Genomic DNA, 16,080 nt, shown 5'->3' on the forward strand with positions numbered 1-16,080 from the left:
CCACCAAAGAATGATAGAAGAGCCAGACGTCAATGTCACTCATAGAGGGTGTCCTCATAGGGCGTGGCCCGATAGAGGTTGCAACTGCATCGTTCTCTGATGCCAGAGAAATCGATACCAACCGATCCCCGCGTCCTGTTTGGGCTGCGACTTGCCGAGGTCCGTAAGGCCAAAGGACTCTCCCAGGAACGCCTTGCCTTGGAGAGCGGGTTGGCGCGTAGTTACCTGGGCGGCGTCGAGCGTGGGCAGCGCAACATTGCCCTGTTGAACATCTACCGTCTCGCCGAGGCGCTGGGCGTGCATCCAACCTTGTTGCTAGAACCCCCATCGGCCTCTAGCCCTGGGGAGCCCTAGCCATATCTGCCGCGATAGTCGGCCTTGCAAGTCATTGATCTTGAAGGCCGCATCATTTTGGTACACATCCAGCTGAAGAAGACATCTTCTGTTGGCGCGTACCTTCAGTAATAAGAAGTAGCAGCTTTCCGTTGGGTCGAAGCAATCCTAGGAAGCTGCGCGCGTCTCCTATGACCACTTACAAGGAGACAGCCATGAGATATGACGCTGTAATGGAGCAGTTCAAACATGCTCCCACTCGCCTGATCCCACTCGGCGACATACGAACCCACGACGCTCTGCAACCACGCGTTGCCCGCTTGGTACCGTTCAAGGACAAAGGTCGGGCAGAGGAAAGCAGCGAGCAACACATCGTAACGTTTCGCTATGTACTGGAAGCGACTGAGGATGGGCAGCTCGATCCTATTTGGCTTGCCGACATTGGTAGCGCCGAGCCAGTGGAAGCTGGCTTGTATCTGGTGGATGGTCATCACCGCCTGAAGGCATACCGACAAGCAAACAGACAGCAAGTCCCGGCATGTGTTCTGGCGTTAGATTGGCGAACTGCCCTGGTTGTTTCCAAACTGGTCAACTGCACTGGCAGATCGCTCGCCCTTCACAACGAGCAGCGCCGGGACGCGGCTTGGCAGTACCTTGCAGATCTAACGCATCGAGGAGCTATCGAGCTTCCCAGTGTGGGGGAGTCTTTACGCTCTGTCGCCGCTCGATTTGGCATCAGCAAGAGTACGGTAAGCAGCATGCTCACCAATATGCCTCACGTCATCGCTACAGAGTTCCACGCGCTGGCGATAGACCCCGGCACGGGTTGGCCGAGGTGGCGACATGTACGCGAAGCAAAGAACTCTTGGCAAACAAGCCTGCCTAGCTCGGACCAGCAGCAGCTAGACCGGGATGCAGAAAGGGTTGCGCGCCACATAGTCAAGCTCGTGGATGGCTCATCCCCAGCCGTGCGCGCCAGAGCGCTTGAGATGCTGGCGAACGACGAGGTGAGTGCCACAGACCAACTCGCATCGGTGGAGCTTCTTGCTCACTTCAGCCCAGCACGCCGCCCTGTCCCAATTGGGACACCCGCTGTCCCAGCGCAACCGGCACATCTGGACAACTGACAGCCCCAGCCTGATTTGACCGCACTGCCGGCGGGAGAAGAAACAAGATTTTCGCTGCGAAATTACGCGGCAGTCACTTCAACCATCCAAGGCCCAGCCGCCCCCATGCCCCCCCCTCCGGGGAAAGCTGCCCAACGGCAGGCACCACACCAACCCAAAGGCTCGCTGCAGTCTCATGCAGCGGGCCTTTCTCATTTCAAGGAAGCCATGACGACTCAACCACAGACGACACTGCCGTATCACTTCATGCGCTTGCCCGAGGTCATCGCGACCGTCGGCGTCAGCAAGTCCACGCTCTATGCCTGGGCCGCTGCGGGCAAGTTCCCGAAGCCAGTACAATTCCCCGGTGGCAACATTGCCGCTTGGGTCTCCACCGAAGTGGCCGCATGGATGAGTGCAGCGGTAGACGAACGCAATGGTACGCAGGGCCTAGCCGCATGAGCTTGGCGGTAACTATGGCGGTAACAGCGCTCACCGCATCGGAAATACCTATTGCATTACAGTCACTTGCAGGTATTATTCGGGAGCCTTCCGCCCACCACTTGTTCAGACGAAAAGCCTCGGAGTCGCCTCCGGGGCTTTTTTGTGTCTGCGCGCTGGCGGCACGCCGTGGCCGCCTCGCGGGCCGCGCCGATGGCGGCGCGCGAAACGCGCTCAGCCGGTCTTCTGGCCGTCGCCGGACTTGGGTCCGCGCTCGTGCGCTTCGCGCAACTTCTGGTCCTCCAGTCCGGGGCGCTGCTTGGCCACCTCGTCCTGCGCGCGGTCCTGCCGACCGTCCTGAATTCCCTGCTGCGCGTCGGGCTGCTTGTCGTTGTCTGCCATGGTCCGGATCTCGCGATGGCGGGCGGATGCCCTGTCGCGCAGACACTAGCGAGGCGGCCGTGATGCGCATATCACGGCAGCCGCCTGTCGATTCGGACGATGCCGCTTCTGGCCTGCGCAGCACCAGTTGCGGTGCCCGCAGCCGCAGCGCCTGCGTTGCGCAGGCACCGGGTACACACCGCCACGCCGCGTCGCCCAGCCACCGCGCCTGTGCAGTGGCGCAGTTGCGCCGCCTCAGGCGGCGGCCGGCAACGCCACGTCGGCGATATCGTCCACGCGCAGCAGGCGCGCGCGATCCAGCAGGATCACCAGCCGGTCTTCCAGCTTGCCCATGCCCTGCAGCAACTCGTCGCGGATGCCGCTGCCGAACGACGGCGCCGCCTCGATCTGCTGCGCCGGGATGTCCAGCACCGCGCTGACCGCATCGACCAGCAGGCCGAATGCCTGGATCGTGCCGCCTTCCTCGGCGGTGACGATCACGATGCAGCTGCGCCGGGTGACGCGGCTGGGCGCGCGCCCCAACCGCAGTTGCAGGTCCACCACCGGCACCACCGCGCCGCGCAGGTTGATCACGCCGCGCACGCAGGCCGGCATGGTCGGTACCGGGGTCGGCGCACGGTATTCGATGATCTCGTGGATGCCGTCGATGTTCAGCCCGAACAGTTCCTGTTCCAGCTGGAAGGTCAGGAACTGCGACGGCGCCTCCTGCGTCTGCAGCGGCACGGCCGCGGCGTTGTCCAGATGCGTACCCATGGTCTGCTCCTCAGAAGCTGGCGAACTGGGATTCGTCCGGGCTCGCCATCGCGTAGGCCGGCTGCGGCGCGCGCGGGCGCGCACGCTTGGGTTCGACGCGGCCGCTGATCGCCTTGGCGCTGGGCTTGTCGGCGACGCGCGGCGGACGCGGCGCCTCGGCGTGACCCAGGCGGAAGAACGCCATCGACTGCTGCAGGTACTCGGCCTGCGAACTCATTTCCTCGGCGGTCGCGGCCAGCTCCTCGGACGCGGTGGCGTTCTGCTGCGTGGTCTGGCTCAGCTGCACCACCGCCGAGTTGATCTGCGCCACGCCGGAGGACTGCTCCTGCGACGCCGCGGCGATCTCCTGCACCAGGTCCGAGGTCTTCTTGATGCTGGGCACGATGGTCTCCAGCAGGCGCCCGGCCTTCTCCGCCAGCTCCACGCTGGAACCGGCGACCTCGCCGATCTCCTGCGCGGCCACCTGGCTGCGTTCGGCCAGCTTGCGCACTTCCGCGGCGACGACGGCGAAGCCCTTGCCATGCTCGCCGGCACGCGCCGCTTCGATCGCCGCGTTCAGCGCCAGCAGGTTGGTCTGGTAGGCAATGTCGTCGATGATGCCGATCTTCTGTGCGATCTGCTTCATCGCCGCCACCGTGGCGACCACCGCTTCGCCGCCTTCCACCGTTTCCTTGGCGGCCTGCGCGGCCATGCCGTCGGTGATGCGCGCGTTCTCGGTGTTCTGCCCGATCGACGCGGTCATCTGCTCCAGCGAGGCGCTGGTTTCCTCCACGCCCGCGGCCTGCTCGGTCGACGCCTGGCTCAGCGACTGCGCGGTCGCGCTGACTTCTTCCGACGCGCCGGCCAGGGTCTGCGCGCTGGCGTTGACCTCACCGACCACCTGCTGCAGTTTCTCGACCATGCGCCGCATCGCCAGCAACAGCTGCCCGGCCTCGTCCTTGGAGCTGCTCTCGATCAGGATGCTCAGATCGCCATCGGCCAGCGCATTGGCGACATCTACCGCCTTGCCGATCGGCTTGGTGACGCTGCGGCTGATGAAGAAGCCCAGACCGATGCCAAGCAATACGCCGCCGGCGATGATCGCGGTCAGCGTCCTGGCGCCGCTGACGTGGATGGCGTTGGTGGCAGCGCTGGCCTCGGCCGCACGGGTTTCCTTGATGGCGGCCAGTTCGCTCATCAGCGTGTCGAGTTCGTCGGAGGCGCTGCGCACCGTGGCTGACAGCGCGATAAGTTCCGGATTGGGCTGCTGCAGCGGTTGCTGCGCCGCTTTTTCGATGAACTGGGCGCGATGCGTCAGGTACTGCTTCCATACCTCGTCGAAGCGCGCCAGCTTGGCCTTGGACTCGGGACTCTCGAACGAGGTACGCGCCTTGGCCACGTAGTCGATCACGTTCGCGGTGTATTTATCGATGCTGGCAAGATGCTTGGCGCGCTCTTCCTGGGTGGTGGCCAGTTGCAGGTTGGAACGCGCGCGGCCGGCATAGATCAGGTTGACGTTGGCTTCCTTGATGTTGGACAGGCCGAGCAGTTCGCGCTCGTACAGCACGGTGGCGTAGTCGTTGATGCGCCCGGAATTGCGGATGCCGATCGCGCCGATGCACGCGCCGATGGCCGCCACGATCAGGAACGCGCAGGTGAGCCTGACGCCGATTTTCATATTGCCCAACATGATGTCTTCCCCGATTGTTTGCTAACGACCGCGCCACGACGACGCGTCTGGATGTCCCTTCCCGTTGCACCTCGTGGATCGGGAACGATGGCGACGGCGTATGCGATGCGACCGAGATGACTCGATGCGGCAGGTGCATTCGCCCGTTGCTTGAAGGCTATCGGCAGACCGGAAAGTCGCCTTTAATCGGCCGCACAACTGCGGAATTCAGCACACATGTGCACATTTGCGCTGCTTCGATGAATACGTGCCGAGCCTTTCCGCGCAGTGTTCATGCGCTGCAGCAGGAGGCCTGGGCCAGGCTCGACACGCATGCCGCACTTGTTCTGTGCGCCGTTTTTCGCCCGCGCACAGATGACGAACAACTGGGATGAGCACCTAAGTTATTTGTAGACAAGACGTGAAAACCGCACGACCGCGGCGCCGCCGCGTTGTTATGTGAATGAGTTAGTGTTACGCGATACCGCTTCGTGGCGACATCGCGTATTCCGCGTATTCAACGCAGGCTGGCGAGCATTTCGGCGATGGCATCGCGTGTGCCGGACGTCGCCGTCTCTGTCAGCCGCTGCCGCGCCACGGCGCTGTCGGCCGCGCTCAGGTCCTGCAACGTTTCGAAACGCTCCGCTACCCACGTCGCCACCGGCACGCCATCACGATAGAGCACCCGCGCGCCGGGCACGCGTGGCACCCGGTTGCCCGGCAGCACGCTGCCGAGCAGGTTGGCCGGATCGGCCGCGGCCACGCACAACCAGGCGCCATCGTGCGGTTGCCGCCGCACCTGGCGCAGCAGGCCGATCGCCTCGGGCAGCGCGAACTGCTCGCCGGACAGCCCGCTGATGAAACGCCCGCCGCGGATCTCGCCGCGCGCCTCCAGGCGCTGACAGACGCGCAGCAGCTCGCGCCACGACGGCAGCCACGCCGCCTCGCGTTCGAGCAGGCGCCAGCAGATCACGCCGTAGCGGCGCAGCAGAGTCCGCGCCAGGTGCTCGAGCGCCTCGCCCCGCGCCGCGGCGTCGCCGGCATCCGCAGCAACGCGCAGCAGCGCCCAGCGTCCCGCATCCTGGATGCCGTACAGCGGCACCCGGCGCCGGCGCCGGGCCAGCGCCGACGGCCGCTTCGATGCCGGCACCAGCAACGCGCGCAGGCCGGCGTAGCTGTCGCAGTGGATGCGGCCTGCGCCGACGAGCTCGGCCAACGCCTCTTCCAGTTCGGTGGACAGCAGCCGCGTCGCATCGGCGATCTCGTCGAAGAACGAGGCGCCGTGCGTCCCCAGGTAATCGGCGACCTTCTGCGCGCGCGAACCGAGCGCGCCCGGTTCGGCCGCCGCCGGCGCCAGGCGCGACCACTGCGCGGCGCTGCGCCGCGGCAGCAGCAGGATCGGCGTGCTGCGCAGCGAGCCCGTGCCGCCCGCACCGACCGCGCCAGCCGCTGCCGGGCGCAGGCGCGTCCACAGCGTGCGTCCGGCGCTGCACAGTTCGTCCAGCCAGGCCGGGGCATAGTCGCGCACCCGCGCCGGCAGCAGGTCGGCCTCCCACAGCGCCGCCGGCGCCTCGAAGCCCTCCAGTTGCGCCAGCACGCTGGCCAGCGCCTCCGCGCCGGCGACGCGGCCTTCGCCATCCAGGTGCTGCCAGCGGAACAGGAAGCGCGCGTAGTCGCGCGGCGCCACCGGTTCGATCTCGCGGCGCAGCCGGCCCAGCGTGTAGCGGTGGATGCGCGCCAGCAGATGGCGCTCGCACCACTCGTCGTCGCCGGCCTCGGGAGTGAAGCGGCCGGGCAGGATGTAGCCGTCCTGCTGCAAGGCCAGCAGCGCCGCCTGTACCTCGCGCAGCGGCATCTGCAGCGGCGCCGCCAGCGCCGCCGCGGTCACCGGACCCAGGGCCGCCAGGCGCGAGCGCAGCAGTTCGCGCAGCGCGTGGTCGCGTTGCCAGTCGTCGATCGCGTAGCCCTCCGGCACGGCGATGCGCGGCTGCGCGGCAGCCTGAGGATACAGCGGCGCGATCAGCGCCAGCGACTCGGCCGCGACCCACAGCGCGACGCCGTCGCCGCCGTTGCCCTGCAGGCGGGTGGCACGCGCGTCGGCGGCCAGTTCGGCCAGCCAATTAGGCCAGGCCGCGTGTGCGGCAGCCTCGCTGTCGGTGAGCACGCCGAGCGCGACCAGCGCCTCGTGCATCTCGTCGCGGCTGCGCGGCTGCGGCCAGGCTTCCTCGCGCACCGCGGCGATCGCGTCCGGATCGAGCCGGCCGAGGTCGTCGGCGCTGTCCGGATCCTGGTAGCGGCGGCTGTGCACGGCCTGGGTACGACGCTCTTCCAGCGGCGCATCGTCGAGGAACGCGTACGGCCGCGCGTCCAGCGCCTCGGCCGCCAACGGCGACGGCGCCGCCAGATCGCGCGCCAGCACGCGCACGCTGCCGTCCTCGATGCCGCGCAGCAGCTGCAGCCAGCCGTCGCTGTCCATCGCCTCGTGCAGGCAGTCGTGCAGGGTCTGCGCGACCAGCGGGTGTTCGGGGATCTCGCGCTCGCCGACCAGGTTCTCGGCGCAGGCGACCTGGTCCGGGAACACCGTGGCGAGCAGATCCTCGGACTTCATCCGCTGCAGCTGCGGGGCGACCTTGCGCCCGCCGGTGAAGCGCGGCAAGGCCAGCGCGTTGGTGGCGTTCCAGCGCCAGCGCACGCCGAACAGCGGCGCGTCCAGCAAGGCCTGCACCAGCACCTCCAGCGCCGACGACGCATGCAGGTAACGTGCGACCTCTTCCAGCGCGAAACTGTGCCGGGTCGACAGCGACAACACGATCGCGTCCTCGGTGGCCGCCGCCTGCAGTTCGAAATTGAAGGTGCGGCAGAAGCGCTTGCGCAGGGCCAGGCCCCAGGCGCGATTGATGCGGCTGCCGTACACGCTGTGAATCAGCAACTGGGTGCCGCCGCTGTCGTCGAAGAAGCGCTCCAGCACGATGCAGCGCTGCGTGGGCAGCGCGCCCAGCGCGGTGCGGGCGCGGCCCAGATAGTCCACCAGTTGCTGCGCGGCGGCGGCGTCCAGCGCCAGCTCCTGGTGCAGCCAGGCCAACGCCTGCGCCGCATCGCCCTGCTCCAGGCACCGCTCCAGCTGCGCGCGCAGCCGCGACACCCCGGCCGACAGTTCGTCGCTGCGCCCCGGCGCTTCGCCGAGCCAGAACGGGATGTTCGGCGGCGCGCCGCGCGCGTCTTCCACCCGCACCCGCCCCGGCTCCACGCGCAGGATGCGATAGCTGGCGTTGCCGAGCTGGAACACGTCGCCGCTGAGGCTCTCCACCGCGAAGTCTTCGTTGACCGTGCCGATGGTCTCGGCCTGCGGCTCCAGCAGCACGCTGTAGTCGCCGGTCTCGGGAATGGTGCCGCCGGAGGTCAGCGCCGCCATGCGCGCGCCGCGGCGCTCGCGCACGCGGCGATGCACCGCGTCGCGATGCAGGTAGCCGGCGCGCGGGCCGAGCCGCGTGCTGAAGCCCTCGCTCAGCATCCGCAGCACCGTGTCGAAGCGCTCGCGCGGCAACGTCGCGTACGGCCAGGCACCGCGCACCAGCGCGTACAGCGCGTCCTCGTCCCATTCCTGGCAGGCCACCTCGGCAACCAGTTGCTGCGCCAGCACGTCCAGCGGCGCCTCGAGGATGCGCAGCGCATCCAGTTCGCCGCGGCGCACGCAGTCGAGCAGTGCCGCGCATTCGACCAGATCGTCGCGCGACTGCGGGAACAGCCGCGCCTTCGGCGTGCCGCCGACGGCATGCCCGGAACGCCCGGCGCGCTGCAGGAAACTGGCGATCGAGCGCGGCGAGCCGAGCTGGCACACCAGGTCCACGTCGCCGATGTCCAGGCCCAGTTCCAGCGAAGCGGTGGCGACCAGCACCTGCAACTGGCCGGCCTTGAGCCGCTGCTCGGCGAGCAGCCGCGCCTCGCGCGCCAGGCTGCCGTGGTGCGCCGCCACCGCCTCGTTGCCGAGCAGTTCGCCCAGGTGCCGCGCGGTGCGTTCGGCCATGCGCCGGGTGTTGACGAACACCAGCGTGGTGCGATGCGCGCGCACCAGCTCGGCCAGGCGCGCGTACACCTGCTGCCACTGGTCGTTGGACATGGTCACGCTGAGCGGCGTCGGCGGCAGCTCCAGCGCCAGGTCGCGGGCACGCGCGTAGCCGATGTCGACGATCGCGCAATCCGGTTGTCCTGCGTGCACCGCAGCGCTGCCGACCAGAAAGCGCGCGACCGCATCGATCGGCTTCTGCGTCGCCGACAGGCCGATGCGCAGCGGCGGCGTCGCGCACAACTGCTGCAGCCGCTGCAGCGACAGCGCCAGGTGGCTGCCACGCTTGTTCGCGGCCAGCGCGTGGATCTCGTCGACGATCACCGTGCGCACGTGACGCAGCGCGTCGCGCCCGGACACCGAACCGAGCAGCACGTACAGCGACTCGGGCGTGGTCACCAGCACGTGCGGCGGGCGCCGCCGCGCCTGCGCGCGCTCGCGCTGCGGGGTGTCGCCGGTGCGCACCGCGGTACGGATCTCCACATCGGGCAGGCCCAGCGCGGCCAGCTCGGCGCGGATGCCGACCAGCGGCGCCTCGAGATTGAGCTGGATATCGTTTGAAAGCGCTTTCAGCGGCGACACGTACAGCACCTGGGTGCGATCGGCGAGTCCGCCATCGCGCAGGCCTTCACGCAGCAGCGCATCGAGCGCGGCGAGGAACGCGGTCAGGGTCTTGCCGGAGCCGGTGGGCGCCGCCACCAAGGTATGCCGCCCGTCCTGGATCGCCGGCCATGCGGCCAGCTGCGCCGGCGTCGGCGCGGCAAAACAGCGCTCGAACCAGCGGGCGACGGCAGGATGGAAGCGTGCTTGCACGAGCGACATGCGGTCTCCTGCGGCGCGCGATTGCGATCGGATGCACTGCGCGCGAAAGGTGGAATGTCTCGATTGTCCTCGGTGCGACAACCGCGTCAATGACGCATGCGCAAGATGGTGACGTTACCAGCCCCGATCAAGCGAGCATGCGCGGCGCAGCTGTTTTCAAGGGATTTTTCGGTTAATCGTTCAGTGAAAAGCGCACTGTCTACCACGAGCACCGAGATGCGCGGTTATGTTGTCGATGACGTCACGCCTGCGCCTCTAGCGTCAACGCAACGGACGTGAAATTCGCTTCGGGGAGCCTTGCATGCAGCATGGCAGCATGATCGAACAACCGCGTCGATGCCGGCGCAGCCACGCAGGCGCGGCGCATGCCTGCGCGCGCGATGGCATTGCGCAACGCAGGTGGTCCGCGATGGCCGCCACGCGCGACAGCATCGCAACGCGCGTGTGCGGTATCGGCGTGCATCGCGGCAGCGTCCGCACCGACGACGATGGTTTCTTCGCTCCACCCATTTGCTCGCCATCGGCGGCATGGCGATTCCGCGTCGACTTCCACTCTTCACTTCCCTAGCCAAGGAGCATCACCAATGGCACACAGCAGCTCGAATGTTTCCACCGCCCACTGGGTGCAGCGCGTCAACGAGAGCAGCGATGCGCTGGACCTCACGCCCAGCGTGTTCGAACGCGACGACCCGGTGTCCATCGCCCGTTCGCTCAAGCACTCCGCCGACCAGAGCGCGCGGCGCCGCACCGGTCCCTACCGCTCGGCGATGTCGATGCTGACCTTCTACATCAACCGCGCCGGCAAGCAGCTGCCGGCCCAGCGCCGCGAGGTGCTGGAACAGGCCAAGGACGAACTGCGCAGCCTGTACGGCAAGCCGCGCAAGGGCGCCACCGGCTGAGCGCCGCGACGCGGCATGCGGCGGCGCGGCGTGATGCGCACGGCAGTTCCGTGCTTCGCTAGCGCAACCCCGGCGCGTTCCGATTGCCCTGCGCCGAACCATAGGCGCATGATCGCGACATGACCAGGGAACCCGACATTTCGGACTGGGTCCAACGCCCCGCCGATACCGCTGCCGAGCGCGGCCCCGTTGCCTCGGCGATGAGCGAGGATGCGCTGCTGCTATCGCGGATCATCCTCGCCCAGGGCGAGATCGCCGCCGCCGGCAGCGATCCGCTGCAGGTAGTCGATGTGGTGACCCGCCGCGCGCAGGAGCTGACCCGCTCCAACGGCGCGGTGGTGGAGATGTGCGACGGCAACGACATGCTGTACTGGTCGGCCAGCGGCATCGCCGAACAGCACCTGGGCTTGCGCCTGCCCAGCGACGGCAGCCTGTCCGGGCTGTGCATGCGCAGCGGCAAGGTGCTGCAGTGCGACGATTCGGAACAGGACCCGCGGGTCAATCTGGATGCCTGCCGCAAGGTCGGCCTGCGGTCGATGCTGGTGGTGCCGCTCAGCTACGGCGATCGCGGCATCGGCGTGCTCAAGGTGATGTCGCCCTACCCCTGCAGCTACACCCCGCAGGACGTGCGCACGCTGGAAATGCTGGCGACCCTGGTCGGTGCGACGTTGGCGCTGGCGATGGACCGTGCCGCGCTGCAGACCGATATCGCGCGCCGCCAGAACGCGGAGAAGCACGCCTTCCGCGAGAAGGCGGCGATCGCCACGCGCATCCGCGAGGTGGTCGCCAACGAGCGCCTGCAGATCGTGACCCAGCCGGTGCTGGCGCTGTCAACGCAGCGCATCGTCGGCGTTGAGGCCCTGTCGCGGTTCCCGTCCAATCCCGGCCTGGCGCCGTTGCGCTGGTTCGACGACGCGAGCAGGGTCGGGCTGGCGCTGGAACTGGAGCTGGCCGCGGCGCGCAAGGCGCTGCAGTTGCTGCCGCAGCTGCCGGCCCCGCTGTACCTGGCGATCAACGTCTCCGCGCAGACCCTGCTGCACCCGCAGCTGGAGGCGCTGCTGCACGGCCACGACCTGTCGCGGGTGGTGCTGGAGATCACCGAGCAATTGCAGGCGCCGGACTATCCGCGCCTGTCCGAGCATATCGGCGCGCTGCAGCGGCAGGGCCTGCGCATCGCGCTGGACGACGCCGGCACCGGCTTCGCCAGCCTGCGCCACCTGCTGCACCTGTCGCCGGACATCATCAAGCTGGACCTGACCCTGACCCGCGGCATCGACGCCGAACCGCGGCGCCAGCGGCTGGCGCTGGCGATCCTGTCCTTCGCCGCCGAGACCGACGCCAGCGTGATCGTCGAAGGCATCGAGACCGAGAGCGAACTGGCCACGCTGCAGGCGCTGGGCGCGCGCTACGGGCAAGGCTACCAACTGGCGCACCCGGGGCCGCTGTCGGCGCACCTGGCGCGCTATCCGGTGATCGGCGACGAGGCGGACTGAGCGCTTGGTTAGTACTTTGGATTGCTCCTGTAGGAGCGGCTTCAGCCGCGACCTGGCATTGCCGGGAAAGCTCCTGTCGCGGCTGAAGCCGCTCCTACAAGGGATCGCGGGGAGATCGCGAGGATCGCGGCCTGCCGCATTCCGGCCGCTCACCGAACGCATCGCGCGCAAATGCCGCGCATGAAAAAAGCGGGCCGAAGCCCGCTTTTTCCTTGCTGCAGCGTTGGACGCCGACGGCTTACTCGGCCGTCACGCCCTCGCCTTCTTCCACGGCCTTCATCGACAGGCGGATACGGCCCTGCTTGTCGACTTCCAGCACCTTGACCTTGACCAGATCGCCTTCCTTCAACACGTCGCTGACCTTCTCGACGCGGTCGCTGGAGATCTGCGACACGTGCACCAGGCCGTCCTTGCCCGGCAGGATGGTGACGAACGCACCGAAGTCCATGATCTTGGCGACCTTGCCTTCATAGATGCGGCCCGGCTCCACGTCCGAGGTGATCTGCTCGATGCGCGCCTTGGCGGCCTGCGCAGCGATCGCGTTGACCGAGGCGATGACGATGGTGCCGTCGTCCTGGATGTCGATCTGGGTGCCGGTTTCCTTGGTGATCGCCTGGATGGTCGAGCCGCCCTTGCCGATCACTTCGCGGATCTTGTCCGGGTGGATCTTGATCGTCAGCAGGCGCGGCGCGTAGTCGCTCAGTTCCGAACGCGGGCTGGTCAGCGCGCTGGCCATCTCGCCGAGGATGTGCAGGCGGCCGGCCTTGGCCTGCGCCAGGGCCTGCTTCATGATCTCTTCGGTGATGCCTTCGATCTTGATGTCCATCTGCAGCGCGGACACGCCTTCGGCGGTACCGGCGACCTTGAAGTCCATGTCGCCCAGGTGATCTTCGTCACCCAGGATGTCCGACAGCACCACGAAGTCGTCGCCTTCCTTGACCAGGCCCATCGCGATACCCGCGACCGGCGCCTTCACCGGCACGCCGGCGTCCATCAGCGCCAGCGAGCTGCCGCACACCGAGGCCATCGACGAGGAACCGTTGGACTCGGTGATTTCCGAGACCACGCGGATCGTGTACGGGAACTCTTCCATGCTCGGCATCACTGCTAGCACGCCGCGCTTGGCGAGGCGGCCGTGACCGATCTCGCGACGCTTCGGCGCACCGAAGCGGCCGCACTCGCCCACCGAGTAGGGGGGGAAGTTGTAATGGAACAGGAAGTTTTCCTTGTACTCGCCGCTGACCGCGTCGATCACCTGGCCGTCGCGGGCGGTGCCCAGCGTGGTGATGACGATCGCCTGGGTCTCGCCGCGGGTGAACAGCGCCGAGCCATGGGTGCGCGGCAGCACGCCGGCCTTGACGCTGATCGGACGCACCGTGTCCAGCGCACGGCCGTCGATGCGCACCTTGGTGCTCAGCACCGAGCCGCGCATGGTCTGGTATTCCAGCTCGCCGAATTCCTTGGACAGGTCGGCAGCGACCCAGCCTTCGACGGTGGCGCGCGGCGCCAGCTGCGCCAGCACGTCCTTCTTGATCGCCGAGATCGCGTCGCGACGCTGCAGCTTGTCGCGCACCTGGAACGCCGACGCCAGCTGATCGCCGACCGCTTCCTTCAGCGCCGCGATCATGCCTTCGTTCTTCGCCGGGGCGACCCAGTCGGACGGCTTGGTGCCGGCTTCGACGGTCAGCTCGTTGATGATGTTGATGACCTTCTGCATCTCGCGATGGCCGAAGGTGACCGCGCCCAGCATCACTTCTTCCGACAGCAGCGCCGCTTCGGACTCGACCATCAGCACCGCGTTGGCGGTACCGGCCACGACCAGCTCCAGCTGCGAATCCTTCAGCTCGGTGATGGTCGGGTTGAGGATGTATTCGCCGTTCTTGTAACCGACCTTGGCGGCGCCGATCGGGCCGTTGAACGGGGTGCCGGCCAGCGACAGCGCGGCCGAGGCGCCGATCAGCGCGGCGATGTCGCCGTCGATGTCCGGGTTCATCGACATCACCGTGGCGATGATCTGCACTTCGTTCTTGTAGTCCTCCGGGAACAGCGGACGGATCGGACGGTCGATCAGACGCGAAATCAGCGTCTCCTTCTCGGTCGCACGCCCCTCGCGCTTGAAGAAGCCGCCGGGGATGCGGCCGCCGGCGTAGAACTTCTCCTGATAGTCGACCGTCAGCGGGAAGAAGTCCTGACCTTCGCGCGCGCTCTTGGCGGCGACGGCGGTGACCAGCAGTACGGTGTCGTCCATCTTGACGATGACGGCGCCGCCGGCCTGGCGGGCGATCTCGCCGGTTTCGAGGGTGACGGTGTGCTTGCCGTACTGGAAGGTTTTGGTGATTTTTGCCACGGGGTTTCCTTGGATGATGCTGTCTTCGAATGGACCGCTGACGGCCCATGCCGCTGGCGGGTGGCCGGGAGGATCCGGCCGGCGGCGCGGAGCATTCCCCGGGCCACGGTACTACCCAAAACAAAACCGCGGCGCATCACTGCGCCGCGGTAGGGTTCGTTGACTCAGCGACGCAGGCCGAGCTTCTCGATCAGCGCCTTGTAGCGCTCGCCATCCTTCTTCTTCAGATAGTCGAGCAGGCTGCGGCGGCGGTTGACCATCTGCAGCAGGCCGCGGCGGCTGTGGTGGTCCTTCTTGTGGGTCTTGAAGTGGCCGGTCAGCAGCTCGATGCGCGCGGTCAGCAGGGCGACCTGCACTTCCGGGGAGCCGGTGTCGGCGGCGCCGCGCTTGTTTTCTTCGATGACTTTCTGGGTGTCGATGGACATGGTGTGTTTTCTCAGAGATGCGGGGCCGGCAGAAACGTGCTGATGAGACGCACCGCCTGGCTCGCCGATTGCGAAGGATTGCGCCGGAGCGCAGGGTTGCCGTAAAGGCCGCCGAATTGTACCGGCCCCAGCCCGGACGAACAAGGTGTTAACGCCGCGTCACGGCCAAGCCGGCCGCATCGCGGCCCGCGCCGGGCTCCTCGGCAGGTCGCGAATCAGAGGTTGAACATGCGCTGCGGCGCCAGCAGCCCGCCGCCATCGACCTGGCCCAGCCCCAGCGGCAGGCCGTCCTCGCCGAACACCGCGACCGCGCCCGGCGCCCAGGCCGCATCGCGCAGGCGCTGGCCCATGCGGAAACGCTGCGCCGCAGCATGGTCCAGGCGCAACGGCGGGAAGTCGACCAGGCCGGCGGCCAGCGGCAGCAGCAGCGCCTCCAGCGCCTGCGGCTCCTGCGCGGCCAGTTGCTGCAGCTGTTCCAGGGTCACCATCTGCGGCTGCCGGAACGGCTCCACCCACAAGCGCCGCAGCCCGGCGATATGCGCGCCGCAGCCCAGCGCCTCACCCAGGTCGCGGGCCAGGCTGCGGATGTAGGTGCCGGAACCGCAGGCCACATGCAGGCGCAGGCGCTCGCTCTCGTGGGCGAGCACGTCGATGGCGTGGACCTCGACCTCGCGCTCCGGCGCCTCGATCGCCTCGCCGCGGCGCGCCTTCGCGTACAGCGGCTCGCCGCCCTGCTTCAGCGCCGAATAGATCGGCGCGCGCTGGCGGATGCGTCCGCGCAGCGGCGCCAGCGCCGCCTGCAGGGTCGCCGCATCGATCGCCGGCACCGGCCGGGTGCGCAGCACCGCGCCGTCGGCATCGTCGCTGTCGGTGCTCACGCCGAGCACGATCTCGGCTTCATAGGCCTTGGCCGACCCGAGCAGCAGCCCGGCCAGCTTGGTCGCCTCGCCGAAGCACAGCGGCAGCAGGCCGGTGGCCAGCGGATCCAGGCTGCCGGTATGGCCGCCCTTCTCGGCACGGAACAGCCGCCGCGCCGCCTGTAGCGCCGCGTTGGAACTCATGCCGGCCGGCTTGTCGAGCAGCACGATGCCGTCGAGGCGGCGGAAGGAGATGCGGGGCAGTCGGGGGCCGAAGACGGGCATGGCGTTGGAAGCTGGGGGATTCGGGATTCGGGATTCGGGATTCGGGATTCGGGATTCGGAAATCGGGAATCGGGAATCGGGAATCGGGAATCGGGAATCGAACGGTAAGGCCTGCGATCGTCGCAGGCCACAAGGAAAAGCAGGCCGATGCAGAAGGATCTGCCGGCCGCGCAGACAAGGCTGCGGAGCACGGGCCGCCGCAAACA

General features: G+C 67.7%; 14 protein-coding genes. 5 read left to right on the forward strand and 9 right to left on the reverse strand.

From position 1 onward, the window contains the following. Positions 1-54: 54 nt before the first annotated feature. Positions 55-249 (reverse strand): hypothetical protein, encoded by a 195-nt coding sequence (locus H9658_RS23350; RefSeq protein ID WP_455275811.1) that lies wholly within the window; start codon positions 247-249, stop codon positions 55-57. Here H9658_RS23350 and H9658_RS23355 point away from each other — a divergent pair. The 3 genes from H9658_RS23355 (at position 199) to H9658_RS05910 (ending at position 1,901) form a co-directional block, all read left to right on the forward strand. Beyond that, the gene (locus tag H9658_RS23355; RefSeq protein ID WP_455275810.1) at positions 199-354 is read left to right on the forward strand and encodes a helix-turn-helix domain-containing protein; all 156 of its coding nucleotides are present in this window, start codon (positions 199-201) and stop codon (positions 352-354) included. The genes H9658_RS23350 and H9658_RS23355 overlap by 51 nt on opposite strands. A 194-nt stretch (positions 355-548) precedes the next feature. After that, the gene (locus H9658_RS05905) at positions 549-1,460 is read left to right on the forward strand and encodes a ParB N-terminal domain-containing protein (protein ID WP_225209787.1); all 912 of its coding nucleotides are present in this window, start codon (positions 549-551) and stop codon (positions 1,458-1,460) included. Positions 1,461-1,667: 207 nt separating this feature from the next. Next, a complete protein-coding gene (locus H9658_RS05910) occupies positions 1,668-1,901 on the forward strand; it encodes a helix-turn-helix transcriptional regulator (protein ID WP_225209788.1) in 234 nt (77 codons plus the stop codon). A 213-nt stretch (positions 1,902-2,114) separates the two neighbouring features. Here the strand turns inward: H9658_RS05910 and H9658_RS05915 are convergent, their stop codons facing one another. The 5 genes from H9658_RS05915 to H9658_RS05935 all read right to left on the reverse strand — a co-directional run bounded on the left by H9658_RS05915 (position 2,115) and on the right by H9658_RS05935 (position 10,121). After that, positions 2,115-2,282, reverse strand: coding sequence for a hypothetical protein (locus H9658_RS05915; RefSeq protein WP_191824700.1), 168 nt, complete (start codon positions 2,280-2,282; stop codon positions 2,115-2,117). 234 nt (positions 2,283-2,516) lie between these two features. Then, positions 2,517-3,035, reverse strand: coding sequence for a chemotaxis protein CheW (locus tag H9658_RS05920; RefSeq protein WP_179563866.1), 519 nt, complete (start codon positions 3,033-3,035; stop codon positions 2,517-2,519). A 10-nt stretch (positions 3,036-3,045) separates the two neighbouring features. Continuing rightward, positions 3,046-4,704: a methyl-accepting chemotaxis protein gene (locus H9658_RS05925; RefSeq protein WP_191824701.1), complete on the reverse strand. Its 1,659-nt coding sequence runs from the start codon at positions 4,702-4,704 to the stop codon at positions 3,046-3,048. 496 nt (positions 4,705-5,200) lie between these two features. Beyond that, positions 5,201-9,568, reverse strand: coding sequence for a DEAD/DEAH box helicase (locus tag H9658_RS05930; protein WP_191824702.1), 4,368 nt, complete (start codon positions 9,566-9,568; stop codon positions 5,201-5,203). Between the two features lie 241 nt (positions 9,569-9,809). Next, on the reverse strand, positions 9,810-10,121 hold the full coding sequence (locus H9658_RS05935) for a hypothetical protein (protein WP_191824703.1): 312 nt from the start codon (positions 10,119-10,121) through the stop codon (positions 9,810-9,812). Between the two features lie 31 nt (positions 10,122-10,152). On the opposite strand from H9658_RS05935, the gene H9658_RS05940 reads away from it, so the two are divergent. Together H9658_RS05940 and H9658_RS05945 are read left to right on the forward strand one after the other, a co-directional pair. Next, positions 10,153-10,467, forward strand: coding sequence for a DUF3175 domain-containing protein (locus tag H9658_RS05940; protein WP_179563862.1), 315 nt, complete (start codon positions 10,153-10,155; stop codon positions 10,465-10,467). A gap of 119 nt (positions 10,468-10,586) precedes the next feature. Next, positions 10,587-11,960, forward strand: coding sequence for a sensor domain-containing phosphodiesterase (locus H9658_RS05945; protein ID WP_191824704.1), 1,374 nt, complete (start codon positions 10,587-10,589; stop codon positions 11,958-11,960). Positions 11,961-12,198: 238 nt separating this feature from the next. Here H9658_RS05945 and pnp read toward each other — a convergent pair whose 3' ends face one another. The 3 genes from pnp to truB form a co-directional block, all read right to left on the reverse strand. Continuing rightward, positions 12,199-14,307 carry a polyribonucleotide nucleotidyltransferase gene (pnp, locus tag H9658_RS05950; RefSeq protein ID WP_179563860.1) on the reverse strand — a complete coding sequence of 703 codons (2,109 nt, stop codon included), beginning with the start codon at positions 14,305-14,307 and terminating at the stop codon, positions 12,199-12,201. Positions 14,308-14,471: 164 nt separating this feature from the next. After that, a complete protein-coding gene (rpsO, locus tag H9658_RS05955; RefSeq protein WP_003467392.1) occupies positions 14,472-14,732 on the reverse strand; it encodes a 30S ribosomal protein S15 in 261 nt (86 codons plus the stop codon). A gap of 215 nt (positions 14,733-14,947) precedes the next feature. Continuing rightward, positions 14,948-15,874, reverse strand: a complete 927-nt coding sequence (gene truB / locus H9658_RS05960) for a tRNA pseudouridine(55) synthase TruB (protein WP_191824705.1) — start codon at positions 15,872-15,874, stop codon at positions 14,948-14,950. Positions 15,875-16,080: the final 206 nt, after the last annotated feature.

Origin of the sequence: Xanthomonas bonasiae (assembly GCF_014836395.1) — a bacterium.
Taxonomy (GTDB): Bacteria; Pseudomonadota; Gammaproteobacteria; order Xanthomonadales; family Xanthomonadaceae; genus Xanthomonas_A; species Xanthomonas_A bonasiae.